At 42.7% G+C, this 14369-nt stretch carries 18 protein-coding genes and 1 pseudogene; 1 reads left to right on the top strand and 18 read right to left on the bottom strand.

Translation table 11 applies throughout. From position 1 onward, the window contains the following. Positions 1-20: 20 nt before the first annotated feature. From A0126_RS06445 to A0126_RS06375, 14 genes are all read right to left on the bottom strand, one after another. A complete protein-coding gene (locus tag A0126_RS06445) occupies positions 21-455 on the bottom strand; it encodes a hypothetical protein (RefSeq protein WP_088836917.1) in 435 nt (144 codons plus the stop codon). A gap of 33 nt (positions 456-488) precedes the next feature. Then, positions 489-1046, bottom strand: coding sequence for a hypothetical protein (locus A0126_RS06440; RefSeq protein ID WP_204251423.1), 558 nt, complete (start codon positions 1044-1046; stop codon positions 489-491). A gap of 108 nt (positions 1047-1154) precedes the next feature. Further along, positions 1155-1628: a DUF2691 family protein gene (locus tag A0126_RS06435; protein WP_157898469.1), complete on the bottom strand. Its 474-nt coding sequence runs from the start codon at positions 1626-1628 to the stop codon at positions 1155-1157. Between the two features lie 117 nt (positions 1629-1745). Next, positions 1746-2225, bottom strand: coding sequence for a hypothetical protein (locus tag A0126_RS06430; RefSeq protein ID WP_088836915.1), 480 nt, complete (start codon positions 2223-2225; stop codon positions 1746-1748). A 116-nt stretch (positions 2226-2341) separates the two neighbouring features. Next, positions 2342-2923: a hypothetical protein gene (locus A0126_RS06425; RefSeq protein ID WP_088836914.1), complete on the bottom strand. Its 582-nt coding sequence runs from the start codon at positions 2921-2923 to the stop codon at positions 2342-2344. 1 nt (position 2924) lies between these two features. Beyond that, positions 2925-3647, bottom strand: a complete 723-nt coding sequence (locus A0126_RS06420) for a DUF2750 domain-containing protein (RefSeq protein ID WP_088836913.1) — start codon at positions 3645-3647, stop codon at positions 2925-2927. A gap of 29 nt (positions 3648-3676) precedes the next feature. Continuing rightward, positions 3677-4333 carry a hypothetical protein gene (locus A0126_RS06415; RefSeq protein ID WP_088836912.1) on the bottom strand — a complete coding sequence of 219 codons (657 nt, stop codon included), beginning with the start codon at positions 4331-4333 and terminating at the stop codon, positions 3677-3679. A gap of 29 nt (positions 4334-4362) precedes the next feature. Beyond that, on the bottom strand, positions 4363-4902 hold the full coding sequence (locus tag A0126_RS06410) for a hypothetical protein (RefSeq protein WP_088836911.1): 540 nt from the start codon (positions 4900-4902) through the stop codon (positions 4363-4365). Between the two features lie 16 nt (positions 4903-4918). Beyond that, entirely contained in the window at positions 4919-6217 is a 1299-nt protein-coding gene (locus tag A0126_RS06405; RefSeq protein WP_088836910.1) for a suppressor of fused domain protein, read from the bottom strand. Between the two features lie 317 nt (positions 6218-6534). Continuing rightward, positions 6535-7806: a serine/threonine transporter SstT gene (gene sstT / locus A0126_RS06400; RefSeq protein ID WP_088836909.1), complete on the bottom strand. Its 1272-nt coding sequence runs from the start codon at positions 7804-7806 to the stop codon at positions 6535-6537. Between the two features lie 327 nt (positions 7807-8133). Next, complete coding sequence (locus A0126_RS06395; RefSeq protein ID WP_088836908.1) at positions 8134-9003, bottom strand: SMI1/KNR4 family protein; 870 nt, start codon at positions 9001-9003, stop codon at positions 8134-8136. A gap of 347 nt (positions 9004-9350) precedes the next feature. Beyond that, on the bottom strand, positions 9351-9677 hold the full coding sequence (locus A0126_RS06385; protein WP_239456873.1) for a hypothetical protein: 327 nt from the start codon (positions 9675-9677) through the stop codon (positions 9351-9353). Positions 9678-9719: 42 nt separating this feature from the next. Then, positions 9720-10385 (bottom strand): hypothetical protein, encoded by a 666-nt coding sequence (locus tag A0126_RS06380; RefSeq protein ID WP_239456872.1) that lies wholly within the window; start codon positions 10383-10385, stop codon positions 9720-9722. Between the two features lie 83 nt (positions 10386-10468). Next, positions 10469-11065, bottom strand: a complete 597-nt coding sequence (locus tag A0126_RS06375) for a hypothetical protein (RefSeq protein ID WP_088836904.1) — start codon at positions 11063-11065, stop codon at positions 10469-10471. 233 nt (positions 11066-11298) lie between these two features. Between A0126_RS06375 and A0126_RS06370 the strand changes: the two genes are divergently transcribed. Next, positions 11299-11520: a hypothetical protein gene (locus tag A0126_RS06370; RefSeq protein ID WP_088836903.1), complete on the top strand. Its 222-nt coding sequence runs from the start codon at positions 11299-11301 to the stop codon at positions 11518-11520. Between the two features lie 117 nt (positions 11521-11637). Here A0126_RS06370 and A0126_RS06365 read toward each other — a convergent pair whose 3' ends face one another. The 4 genes and pseudogenes from A0126_RS06365 to A0126_RS06350 form a co-directional block, all read right to left on the bottom strand. Beyond that, a complete protein-coding gene (locus tag A0126_RS06365; protein ID WP_088836902.1) occupies positions 11638-12108 on the bottom strand; it encodes an ATP phosphoribosyltransferase regulatory subunit in 471 nt (156 codons plus the stop codon). A 278-nt stretch (positions 12109-12386) separates the two neighbouring features. Beyond that, on the bottom strand, positions 12387-12908 hold the full coding sequence (locus A0126_RS06360) for a DUF421 domain-containing protein (protein ID WP_088836901.1): 522 nt from the start codon (positions 12906-12908) through the stop codon (positions 12387-12389). 178 nt (positions 12909-13086) lie between these two features. After that, positions 13087-13621, bottom strand: a pseudogene (locus A0126_RS06355) (helix-turn-helix domain-containing protein); the annotation flags it as partial. A 399-nt stretch (positions 13622-14020) separates the two neighbouring features. Then, complete coding sequence (locus A0126_RS06350) at positions 14021-14248, bottom strand: DUF2188 domain-containing protein (protein WP_088836900.1); 228 nt, start codon at positions 14246-14248, stop codon at positions 14021-14023. Between the last annotated feature and the right edge of the window lie 121 nt (positions 14249-14369).

Here is a 14369-nt window from a genome sequence, read left to right as displayed (position 1 = left end):
CCGCTGTGGATCAGCGGTTTTTAGTTTTCACTCTGTTTCGTGATCAAAATATGGGTTCTTTCAGGAATCTCAATGTCTTCTAACTGATTAAGTTCTAAAGACAGTGTCATACTTTTCTCTTGCGGATAGGACTCTTCCCCAATCCAACATGTATAAAGTTCAAACGATTCACCTTCGTCTAAGAAGTCATTCATGAACGTAAATAGATAACGTAGCTTTTCCTTTGACTCCTTTGAAATGCTAGAATCAAAAGGTTCGACGATCTCGATTCCCCAATCACTTGAAATTTCATATACATACCATTTATGAAAATGTCTCGTTTTTACTTCATACAGACAGTCTTTATCCGCAAAACTGGGTCCTATATATAAGGGAAGTGTTTCATCTTCTTCATCCAAATTGAGATACTTTTCAGGAATTTGTCTCTCCATACAGATATATGACGCTAAGCTCATTACGCTTCCTCCTTATGTTTGATACTTCTATCGTTACTTGAAAGATGTCTCTACATTGTCTATTTTTCCAAAATGTGCGATCTTTCCATTCGTACAAAAGTGATCGAGCATGCCAAATCGATCCGTTGCATCGCGGGTCACGATGAAGTTATACGCCATCAATAACGAGAATTCAGACATAAAGTCCTCGAGCGTTTGTTTCGAGGAACGCGAATACTTCCCTGTCGTCACTTCTTTTCGATTCAGCAAATGCAATAAATGTTCTTCAAAAACAGCTTGCCAATTGGAGTCGTGCAACGTCATCACGTGAATCGAATCCTGGTTTTCTAAAACATCCCGACCACAAAAGACGACCTCGACCGGAAACGTGGCATGCGGTAAGACTGCATCAAAAAAGTTCTCATATTCTGTACCTGATTCATCAAGCTCCTCATATGCGACTCCATACATCGCGACACAATCGTTCGTGACCCGGACGATTCCTTGTTCTTGTTTTTGGACGATGAGCGTCACTTCTGCTTCAGTCGCCATTTCCTGCTGTTCGATGACAAGATGTTCGAGAAATTGTTCAAGTTGCGCGGCATTGGTCATGATGAAATGGGATCGAACCGTCCAATCCGAAAACACTCAGTAGTTTATATCTCTCATCTTAAACGCTTATCGTTTATATCTGTTCGCCAGGATTTCTTCTTACTCTGACTATACCGACAAACGGGTCCGTGGATCATTGTCATCTGTCACCCACTCGATTCTGGTATATCCACGTTTCACAGCGTTCTCATAAAACGCTTCCGATACGTGCTGCTCCTTACAATAGATATCGACGTACGTGCAGTCATAAATCAAAATCGCGATGTGACAATTGCTTTCCTGAAACCATTCATAAGTCATTCCGACTTCTTCAGTCTGACCACTTTGAAATGCAAACAATTCAGCAAAGATCAGGTAATTGCTAGGTCCCCTTAGCCATTTCGCTAGTTCACGTCCTGTCACGTTCTGATCGACCGAAAACTCTTCTAAACTGTCATACAACTCCCCGTCCATCGTTTGGATTGGAAAATCAAAATTACGAAGAAACCAATCATACGCTTTCAACTCGATCGCACTTAATATATCAATCAAGATACGCCCCGATTCATTCGGGATCTCAAATGACACACCACGCAAACTCATCGAATCCCCTCTTTCTACCTTGTCATAAGAAAGCTGCCGTATGAAAACACTGTAGTTCCTGTTCTTCATTCGAAATGATATGTTCTTTCTTATACATATTTATAGAGAACATCCTTTTTAGTACCACTGACATGTCACACTTTGATTGGTTTCAAACTGTAGATACACGAGTTGGTTCGTACCAAGATGAGAGAGTCTGAGTGATTGCTGTGATGGTTGCGTATAAGGCAATTCGAATCTGACACCTTCGATTTTTTTCAATAAAAAGTATGCCCAGTGCCGATTGTATTCGTTCTCGGACAGAGCGTCCCATAACGCATCTTCACAAAGATTCGCCTCGTAGATATACAATTTCATAATCGTATTCTCCGCTATCACGGGTAACTCCGCAAATACGGAAGAGTTCGGAATTCGCGGTTTCTGAATGACCAAGGTATAGCCATCTTTCAGAAGACGATCCAATTGTTCGCGGCTATCCGGAATCTCCTCTTCGATGACAGAAGCCGGAAGTTCTCTGATGCGGATCGGTAATCCCACCTCATATTCAAAGGGATCTTCGAGTGCTAATAAATCTTCATGAGAATAGGTTACTTTCATACTTTCATTTTCCCCTACCTTTATGCAATGCTTTGAAGTTTTAGTCATATCAGAAATTGATTCTTTAAACGGATTCGTAATCTCTTTGTTTCATTCCTATGTAGCAATCTCCACATTCAGGAGATTCTTTCGATTTTACGTTTGTGCTTGCTTCGAAGATATAATAGAAGCAACGTTCCTGTTCCAATCGATAGAATCGGAAATAAATGCGGAATATACGGCTCTTGCCGAAAACTGACATGCATCAAGAAGTAATCGACGAAACAGATAATCCGTAGCCACAATGGTAACCAATCCTTACTGATGAATGCCAAGAACATCAGAACGATACCGATACCTAATACAACAATCGCTAATAGAGAGAACGGTGTCACTGACTGGAACAGACCGAGTCCAACCAGAAGATAAGCGAGCCATGTCGTCCAGCGTCGAAACGTCTCGCGTTCCTTTCGTCCGAGCTGCATCCCGTAGATATCCTCCTGCTTGTATCCTTCCGCCTGCTTCTCGGCAATCAGTTCCTCCATCCGTCGTTTTGCTTGGCGCCGAAATGTATACTTTTCTTCGATTGAATCGCTGACATCTTGATCGAGCTTCCATTGCTCGGTGACTCCGTGATACATCTGAATCGTCCGACCATCGCGAAATATGAACCAGACATAGGTGATGCCACCCACTTGTTTACTGAGTGTCTGAATCATGTTAACCCTCCAGATCTGCTAGAACATCTTCCGGATCAAGCTCAAGTCCGACGAGCTCCGGTCCCCAGTTCAAGCCACAATACAGTCCGTCGTCGATCATGTTCGGTAACCAGCCATTCATGAACAAATTCAGGTCTAAGCGAATCAGGTGATAGTTCGCCCATTCCTTCGTCTGTAAAGCCTTCGCTGCTGCTTCCGTCGAAAAAAATAACAGTACATCCGTTTCCTCTTGGTTCGACGGACAATACGCCCAGCCCGACTGTTCAAACTTCGATAGACCATAGACAGCTCCCGTTTCAAGAACCGTCTCTAAGAAAAGTTCTGCTTGTTCCGCACTCCGTTCCATTTGTTGTTCCTTTTCAATGAACGCCTTCAACGTCGGTGCTACCGGAAACAACTCTTGTTCTTCATGATCCCATAAGACGATCGTCTCCGTGTCCGGAAGCTGATACCCGAGTTCGTCACCTGTTCCGTCACTAGCAATTCGTAAGAAACCGGATAGATAGTCGTCCGTATCCGTCGTGTTAACACGAACAAGGTCGTCCCATGTCCGCTTGATATATTGCTCGTCCTTGATCGGATGAAACTCCCATTCGCCGATGCTGAACTTGTTTTCGCGCTTGTATATGTTTCGTAATTCTTTCGGAAGCTTGAAGCCGAGCTCTGCTTCTATCTCTTGTAGTCTCTCTTCCGTGATACCTGGTAAGCCGATTGGGTATTCCATCAATATGACTCCTTTTATCTTAAAATAAATTATTTGTAGGTATTTAAAACATGATCAATCTGATAATCCGGTGGTAGGATCGCTTTTAGCTGATCGACGCTTTGAAAAGCATCTCCATTCGAAAACCACATGAAACCGAGCGCATCATGCGATGGAAGAATAAACGGTAATCCATCACGTGAATCAATCACATGGGTATATTTCGCTTCTTTAAAGATCCATCTCCCAGAAATCTTCAACTCAAACGTAGGTCGCGCGAACGTGATGAGGAACGTTTCACTATAAGCAGCTCGAAAAAAGGACTCTTCTAAGATGAAACGCAGAGCATTCGCATCCAACACTTCGATACAACAGTAAAAACTGGTACGCCGATGATCGCCTTCGTACCGTGGATGTTCGTGGCATACGAATAGTCTCGATTTTAAACGGTCTAAGAGGTTCATCTCATCTTCTCTAATCTCATCAAAATTAGTCGTGATATATAAAGGAAAATGATTGTAGCGAACTAGCGTGTCATACAATACCCCCTCCGTCAATTCACTTGTAAAGCTACCTACTGTATGGTCATAACACATGATTTCGTAGATAGTTTGTAATGGACCAAGCACGTTGATTTCGGATGTCTGAAGCATACGTTGTATACTCTTCGACTGAAAAGAGTATTCGTCGATCATCAGCTCGTTCATACTGTACCTCCTACCTGTATCGTCATCGTTCAATTTTTCCGGTTAAAATTCTTGCCTGCGGGATAAAGTCCGGTCAAGCGTCTGCCGTAATGAACCTCTGCCTGCCCCACCCGGATCTTCGTCACGCCATACTGTGCCTTAAAATATTCAATGACGGGTTCGACGATCTGAGATGGTTCGAGAACATAGAGGACGAATTCGATTGCTTCCGGACCATAATCATCCTCAAAAAAATAACCGTTTCCCGACGAAAAAAGAAATTCATTGAGGTCCTCTTCGATGTTCGCACGATATTCACTAATGAGATCATATTCCTTATCCTGACAAAAGATCTCGACGACAACTTCGTGGTAATCCGCTTCTTGAACGACGTAGTATCCGTCTTTTTCTTTCTCTACTACAAGTTCCCGGATGTAGGCATCCAGATTAAAAAAACGCGAGAATTTTTGCTCGCTCATTGGTTCTTCTAACCGCTCTCCCATGATGCCGTGAAACGTGTAGAGTGTCCGTCCATCCTTTTCGAACAGCCAAAAATGATTCTGACCGTTAATTGGTTTGATGACTTGCATGCCGTTCCTCCCGTTCTTATAGGTCTGCGAACCATTCTCCATTCAGCTGCCGAATCACCGTATCGCTTGGTAACTGTTGTCGTAGTCGTTTCGCCCAGTCCGTCCGAAGATCATAAGCGAAGTGTTCTTCGTTCGAGAGCAGATAAAGCATTGCACCATCATGACCGACGATCACGACGGTCGACTCTTGCGGATAAACGAATCGATCGTCTAAGACACGTGTTTTTCGGTACGTCGTTTCGACCTCTTGTTGAATCGACAAACGATCGGAATAGGAAAACATGAACAGTTCGTTCATAAATGCGTTCTCATAGGCGTGCTCAAGGATGAGTTCGAGCATCCTAGCATCTTCAATTTTGACCGTAAAGTAATGACTCTCCCTTGTCGATGTTCGTTTTCCGCGTAACCATCCGTTTGTTTGTTTTTGTCTAGACAAGACATGTGAAGTGAACGACATATGATGTTGCGTGAAGAAAGCTCTGTCGTCGTCTTCCTTTTTAAGAGCAAAAAAGGTCGCATAGATCGGAAAACGATTTTGATGATTTAGAAAATCAAATAGGAAGGTTTGAGTTTCGACCGCATTACCTCGTGCTTCCGAATCAAGATTTATCTCATACGCCTTATTTAATGGTCCTTCTAGCACTAACGGTCGTTGAATGTCATCTTCAAAAAAATCATCCGTAATCTCACACTCGAGAACGAAGAGTTGTCTCTTAGCGTTTAATGCTTCGATCGCTCCATCGTCTCCAAAGAGCGGATGTCGCTTTAAATTAAGCAATTGCATCTCAGTTTCGTACAACATGTCATTAAATTCATCGACCCCGTACTGTTCGATGTATGCGACTTCTGAAGCAAAGATCGGCACGAACCAGACCGGTAACACCGTTTCCGGTTCCCCGGACGCCGCGTCTCCTTTATGGACTTGAAACGATTCTTCAAAGTAGAACGGTGTCGTCACGTATAAGGCAGCGAAGCCGTACTTCGATAACAACCCATCCGGCATCGGTAAGTACTCGCCTAAATCATAAGCATGTCCAGTCTTTAATGCTTCCAGCGTCAAGCGATAAGCCAATTCAATTAAGTCCGACTCTGCATCTCGCTGCATGACGGACAGCATCACTTCTTGATAAACGATACTTCCATTCTCGAATTGTAACGGGTGGCGCAATAGTCCGAGTGACGTCACCGTCACCGCATTCGCAAACGGTGCATTTTGAAACTGAACCAATTGAATCGCCTCTTTTTGTAATTCTTCAATCTCGAGATGACCCGTCATCTTGCCACAATGTTTTTCCAAATGCTCGATATAATTCATATGTACCTCCACTATGTTGCCTTTGATTAAATTGCTATTCTAAATTAATCAATTTCTAATTTTCTTATTTATTATATAATAAGGTAACATTTCTGGGAATTTTTATTTAGTGGAGTCGATTGATACTCAAACAAAGAAAATTTCTTTCACTCAATGGAAATACTGATTCCATTAGTACATCACACGCTAACGGTTGAACGGCCCTGTCAGCACCCATTTCCAGGAAGTTCGTCTCAAGACAAAAAAGGTTAAAACACATCCCATTCGGGTGGTTTTAACCTTTTTTTGTAGCATCACCGATACTATTTACAATCGAGTCAGCTATTGACGACTTTTTCAGCTGTTTCTGCAGCCATGACCGATCGGTTGATTGACAGTTGTTCCCCTTCTCTTAAACGTTTTTTGAATTCAGCTGTCGCCGTAAACAGAACGTCTGTCGAAGAGTTAAGACCTGTCTCAAACGAATCTTGCAAGACTCCGATAATGAAACCGACCGCTACAACCTGCATCGCTATATCATTTGAAATACCGAATAGACTACATGCGAGCGGAATCAGGAGGAGTGATCCGCCTGCGACACCGGAAGCTCCGCACGCACAGACCGCAGCCAGGACGCTTAAGATGATCGCTGTCGGAAGATCGACTTGGATGCCTAACGTATTTACCGCTGCGAGCGTTAAGACGGAAATCGTAATTGCCGCGCCGCCCATGTTAATTGTCGCACCGAGCGGAATGGAAATCCCGTATGTTTCTTTATCAAGGCCAAGCTTCTTACAGAGTTCCATGTTGACCGGAATGTTTGCTGCCGAGCTCCGTGTGAAGAAAGCCGTAATGCCGCTCTCACGAAGACATTTGAAGACAAGCGGATAAGGATTTTGACGAACATTGATGAATACAATCAGCGGATTGATGATCAGTGCAACAGCGAGCATCGAACCAATCAAGACGAGTAATAAATTGAGATAACTAAGCAAAGAGCTGAGACCATTTTCCGTGATCGCTCCGATGACAAGCCCCATGATACCGAGCGGAGCGAGCTTGATGATCCATCCGACCACTTTAGCGATCGCGTCCGAGAAATTCGAGATGAACGTCTTCGTCGTATCCGAAGCATTTTTAAGCGCTAACCCTAAGACGATGGCCCATGCTAGAATACCGATGTAGTTCGCATTGATTAACGCGTTGACTGGATTGTCGACCACATTCAAGACGAGCGTCCGGAGAACTTCGACGGCATTCCCCGGAGCAGTCAGTTCTTCTGTATTTTGAGTCAGAGTAATATCTACCGGGAACAGGAAGCTAAACACGACTGCCACGATTGCTGCTAAGAACGTACCGAGAAGATACAAGAAGACGATTGACTTCATGTTCGTCTGCTGTCCTTTTTTATGCTGGGCAATCGACGCCATGACGAGGAAGAAGACCAGGACCGGTGCAACTCCCTTCAACGCGGAAACAAACAGTGTCCCAAAAATCGTTAAGGATTTTGCGGCTTCAGGAATCGATACAGCTAAAATAATACCAAGAATCAAGCCGATTGCAATTTGTTTCACTAAACTGATTTGGTTCCACATCTTCAACACTTTCATACTTTCCCCTCCAGGCTTAAAGCAAATAAATTATTTAGAATTTGAAAAACGACGATTTTCTCTTTTATCCAAAAAATTAGATAATCTATTCGTTCATTTTTCTAAAAATTCTCTCAGTTTGTTGTCCTCTATTTTTACACAAAACCTAAGAAATAAAAACTAGTTTTTTGCAAGAGAAACGATTCATTTAATCTGCTGCTTTAATCGAATACGGATGCAATCGTTTGCATAAATACAAAAGGAAGACACCCTCGTTGCGAGACGTCCTCCTTTGACTTTTCTTCTTTTCTGTTAGGTATTGCATTCATTTTCCAATCCACCAGACGTTCATTCGTCCTCTGCGAAGTTGACCCGTACTCCGACGATTTGCCACGAGACATCATACTGGATGTCAACATCATACAGCCCGTCTCCAAAACCTGACGTTGAGACAGCACCAAATGAGACGACACCGGCCTGATCATCGGCAGAAACAACTGTCTCAAACTCCATCGCTTGATTCTGACGATAAGCTGTCCAATCAAAAATGCCGGCCAGTGCCGAGTCGACGCCGACCAGTTTTTCCTGCCGGTGCCATTTGCCGCTTCGCTTTTTATTCCCTTCAAAAACAAGCAGCTGTTTGACCCAGTCGTCCTCCGTGTAAACGACAGCTGCGGTCCAGCTGCCTGACTTCACATTCGACAAAATCAGCTGTAAATCAGTGCCTTCTTCTAGTCCGTAATAAGGATCCGTCACGATTAGCTCGTTGCCTTCTACCGTGAAACGACCAATTCGGTTAGCTTGATTCGTTTTTCGTTTCGAGACATGCCAATCGACGAACTCTCCCAAAGAAGACGACGGGTATTTTGCAATTCCCGTCTTTTCATTCCATCTAAAGACGAGTTCCTGCAGGAAACGTTTCCGGATCCGGTAACACAGCTTGTCACCCGTTAGATTTTCACCGATACAAATCAAGTCATCGGGCAAGCCAACCGGACGCTTCTCATTGTGACGAACGATATCCTGTAAGACTGCTTGTCTGGTTGGTACAGGATACAGGCTCCATTCACCAAACTGTGCACCATTCGTCTGCAAGAAAAGGTCTTTGTATTCATCTGGAAACAAAACACCTAAGGCACGTTCTGCTTTTTTCAGGTCAACAACTGATACCCCAGGGGCCCTTGAATCGGGATGGAGACGTTTAATGAGTTTGCTCACGATAGCATCGCTCCTATCCATTTTGTTTAGACGGCGTAAGGCAACCAAATAATTAATACAAGTGACAGCACCGTTTTCGAAAATTGTTTTTTCTCCAGAAACCATGGCAATAACACCAGCCCGACTATTGTCATGGCGAGCAACACCAGTCCTAGATTAAAGTAATGCGCTCCCGCTGCTATCGGAATACTCATAATCTGAAAATCTGCATTCGGAAAATAACCGAGTCGATCGAATAAAATATTTCCAAGTACCCCACCTGCCATCAACAAAATGGAAAGAATTAACATTTTTTCTTCAATATGAACAGCTCCTTTTTAACGTCTATGTATGATTTACACCATATTTCATTCTAAAACCATTCCGAACACCAACACGACCAAGGCCAGCGTCAGCGACCAGACGATGGTTCTCCTAAGGTTCCCTTCAATTCGTACAGACCAGAGCGAAAAGATATTCATGACTAAAAAATAAAATGATCGGTACAGCTTTTCCTCTGCAGCATTCCATCCAAGCAACACGGTCATACTGATCAAAACCAGAAACAAGACGGTCACACTGACACTGATCGTCCGAATATGACTCCCCGGTTGCAACCGATTAAACAGAAAGGCCACAACTGTTCCGATACAGGCAATCAGACACATATAATACAAAACGTGCTCCACTCTCATTCCTCCATGTTCAGTTTCATCCTTCTTTTACGTGTACCAGGATCAATCGGTTTTGTCATCCAGTAACCAGTCATCATTGATTTGCGAAATGACGGTCCCTTTCAGAAGCCGGGTCACCAGGTGTTCGATTGGTATATAGCTATCATCGTTTGATAGCAGGTAAAAACCGTTGCCATCGTGGGCAATCTTAAAACAGGTCATGTTTGTATGCATCGTTAAAACACCAATCGGACGAATCAGTTTCAATCTCCACCATTTTATCTCATCCAACTTAAATGACAGGTTATCTGAGTACGAGATCGTATAAAACAGATTTTCCGATGCCAGCCAGTAGGTTTTGTTCAGGACAAGACGCAGGTCTTCCGCATTTTGAACGGTAATCGTATAACACGGATGGTATTCCTTAGAACGGACTTTCACATCTCCACTTCGAAACTGTGTATCTAAATCCAATACGACATACGAAAGCTTATTTTGCTTGAAGAACGCGTCATGTTCTTCCTGTAACTCGTACTCATCCACAAAACTGACATAGAGCGGAAACACCTGTTGATGAATTAAGAATTCAAGTAAAAATTCTTTGTTTTCATCTGCTCCGTCTTTTTCAATTCGGCTTACATCAATGAAATAAGCGGTTGTCAACTCTCCACCCATTTCGAACGGGTATCCTAAGTTCATCGCATCCTTTTCGATAATCTTTTCTTCCATAATCATGATTTCTGCTATATTGTTCTCCTTACTGAGACACAGTTTTTTATTTTTTAAAGTGCAGGTGATGCAGAAGACGAGATTTAAATGCCTTCTTCTTGATCCTCTGTATGTAATATCTCATCTTCTATTACTTCATCGTTGATTTGCGTCACGACCATCTGATCCGGTAAACTGGCGATCAATCCAGCAAGAGAAGTGTACTGCTTATCCTGGCTGAGGATACAAAATCCTAATCCGTCATAATCGGTCGTGATGTAGGTCTGTGAAGCATTAAAATCAAATACAGCGACGGATCGTCTTCTTTTGACTCCTCGCTCTAAGAAGTCTCCCCATTCGAACGTTAAAGAATTTGAATGACTGATGCAGTAGAATACATTTTCAGATGCGAGCCAGTACGTTTTGTTTAGTACAAGCCGTAAATCATCAGGATTTTTAATTTTTACCGTAAGACAAGAGTAGTAGTTGTACCGTCTGTACCCATAAGATTTCAAGTTACCGTCACAGTCGTCGACCGTATAGTCAATCTGATTTTGTTGAAAAAAGGTTGTAAAGTCTTCAGACAGTTCATACTCGTCGACAAAATGCACATACAACGGAAAGACCGCTTGATGTGTTAAAAATGCCATTAAAAATTCTCGACCTTCTTCGACATGCCCTTCTCCGCTTAAACGATGCACAACAGGTAAACCTCCGTCAAACCGATGGGGATGCACTAAATCTTCTATGAAATTTTCACTGACAGGTTCTTCTATAACAAGGACTTCTATCATTTTGTTCTCTTCACCCCATCATCGTATCGTTCTATTCTTTTAAGCATAACGAACCTTGCCTTTGCTTTCCATTTTTTCTAGTATCCGGTACGCATTTTGATATACTAAAAGAAGAAATAAATGATGAAAGGATGAATTATATGTGGAAACCCGTGTTGTTTTTTTCTGTTTGGCTCAACCTTACCGTACCATTACAGTTGACTGCGGTCTTTACCATCTTCCAACCGCTCCTCGCTGTTGATAAGAATGGCATCATCATGCTCGGTCTCCTCTTACTTAGTACGATTCCAAATGTGTATGTTGCTACACGTATTTGGAATCGAATCGAAGAGAAAATGTACAAACGAAAGACTTTCATGTGAAAAACGCAGAGCATCTTGTTCACGGAAGAACAAAGCATCTGCGTTTTTTCGTTCTCATCACATAAGGGGACGTGATATTTGACACGTGTCGTTGCACCGCTCGCCATGTCTTTGATGTCAAAGAACCCGTTTTGAAGCTCGTTTTCCGACGCCCCCCGATTGTTCAAAAGCATACAAGATGACATCCAGACCAAACGAGATACCGACGGTCGAAAACGTCTGTCCGGATTTCAACAGTCTACCGATCGCATTATCATACCGGCCTCCGCTGCCGATGCTCGAGCGGATCGTCCCGTCCTCCAAGAAAATTTCGTAAATCGTTCCCGTATAGACCTCAAGAACACGTGCAAGGAACGGATTAAACCGGCACATGTCTGCAATGTCCAGCCGCACCAGATAAGCCGACAACTCGTCCAGTTCCACCAACCCTTGTTGTAAATCGGGATTGTCCTGCTCGAGTCCTTTAAAGTACTCAATCGTCCATTCTGATTTTGATTCAATAAACGACCGGATGTCTAAAAGACAGTTCTCGGCCAACTCCAGTTTAACCAGTTCACGCATCATCGCTTCAACAGAAACCTTCTCCATATTAATTTCCCAGTTATTTTTCCCTTTTTATGAATCCAAGTGGGGGAATTGGACAAGTTACGACAACTGCTTCTTTTGAAATTACACTCCTTTAGTGAGGATTTACGGAGGAAATATTTTACTTTTCATTCCTTCTATCCTTACATCTAGCTGAAAAAAATCAACAATGAACTTGATAAAGAAAAGGAATACATACAAAAGAAAAAGAGTTGCATAGCAAAGGCTTTACGTGTGTCTTCTTAATATAGAATGTAAAAAAATCGTTTTTAACTTAAATTTCAAGACTTGTTTCGGCTCGCTATATTTGACTGTACATTTGATAAAGTATCCTCTAGTTCTCCTTTAATAATTGATAAGCTACCGTCTGTTTCAAGAACCACAGCTTTCACCTCCTCTAATCCCCCGATTCCTTTATTACGCATAGCTTGTAAGATCTCGTTCTTGCTGATTCTTTCTTTTTTCATAGCCCTTTCAAGAAATTCGCCTCTTAAATATAGCAATCGTGGTTCTGACTTAATGAGTTTATTGAATTTTTCAAAACGAACAGCTATGAATGTCATTATGAATTGCATTAAAATTAATAGAGTAAGTGCAGTCAATCCTTCTAATAAACTGACATCCTTACTAAGTAAAATAGTAGATAAAGTAGAACCAAGTGCGACTGTAATCACTAAATCGAAAGCGTTCAACTTAGTTAATGTCCGCTTCCCAGAAATTCGTAAAAAAATTATTAGACTGATATAAGCTAAAAATCCTACAGTGGTAATGCGTATAAAACTCTCTATTGTTATTGAAAACATTTAGTCATCCCCTGTCTTTTCAAAATTTCATGCTACTGAACCGTTAGTTCAGTCTGTCGTGGAAAGGCTCAAATTGAACTACCTCTACCTACGCTTCGCTTAGAGGTTAAGGTCTTGCCGTACCATTCCGCTTTGTATTCGAGCATGCGGAAAGTTTTCCTTTCTTGTCCAAGACCAACCGTTGACGACGAGAAAGCTTGCGTTGCTCACGCGCCAGCTTTTTCTCAAGCGAACGAAAAAAAACGGTCATTCTTGTACACCGTGCCGTTCGACAGGATGGCGAAGGTCTTGAGTCCGACATCGACGCCGACGGATGAGCCCGTCTTCGGGAAGTTGAGACTTGCCCTGCATGTTCGTCCTATACGATTGAACAGGGTTGCACTTTGACTTGAAGCGTGGCCGTTCGTTCAGCTTCTTGAAGAAGCGGTCAAAAGCACCGTCAAGATGTTTGACGTTCGTTTGAATAGACGTGCTATCAACTTCTTTCAACCAGTCGAACGCCTGCTTCAACATCGGAATTTCTTCCGAACAAGAACCGTAAGACAGTCCTTTTCCTGTCATTTTGTATGTCTCATCCCACTTCAATATGTCTCATCCCACTTCAATAAGAAGTGATTGAAGATGAAGCGCGAACAACCAATGGTCTTCGCGATCAGGATTTCCTGTTCTTTTGTCGGGTATATTCTGAAGTTGTAGGCCTTGTGTGTCAACATGATGTTCCTCTCCTTGCAACGTATATACCCGAAAGAGAGGGTGGCGATTCATCTCCCACTTTCACTCGAGCTTCACGCGTTGTGCTCTCTGATAATAATGGTAAAGAACTTGGTCGATATACGAATATATTTGGTGCAGACCCTGTCGATTTTGAAATCAACGTCACGAACGTCAAAGGACTTCGGGTGACGGCTGAAGGACTAGATACGGTGTCTACAGTCATTTCACCCGTGTTAACAAAGTAATTCTCCTTTCATGCACCATGAGCTCTCATCTTTGAAGTATTTCTTAACTTTAAGTGGCGCACTCAAAGGAGTTCACACACGAAAAATACTGCACAATAAAGCACGTCCAGTTTGTATGGACGTGCTTTATTGTGCAGTTCTACCAAACGTTCGTCATCCACGTGGCGGAAAAGGATCGTTTCCGTACGAATCCCGATCGCGGATTTGACCTTCTTTGTTATGAATTATTAATTCTACCTGCTGCTTCTTCGCAATTTCACGACCTGCGGCAATAGCTTCTTTTTGCGTCGAAAAACGTTTTGTGGCTTTGGAGGCCCCTGCCGCTTTGACTTGATATCCACCATCCGGATGTGGTGTGACATGCTGATTTTGTTTCGTCATGAGTTCACTTCCTATCGTTAAAAATTCTCTTGCAAAAAAATGCTTTTATAGAAAGTACCCTTTAAGTTGAATTTTTATTCAGGGAAAACTCGCGGTAATGTTGCGTGTCTTTCCTCTCGCT

The sequence above is a fragment of the Exiguobacterium sp. N4-1P genome (assembly GCF_002214325.1).
The sequence above is the reverse complement of the archived record's forward strand: the minus strand, read 5'-3'. Positions and strand labels throughout refer to the sequence as shown.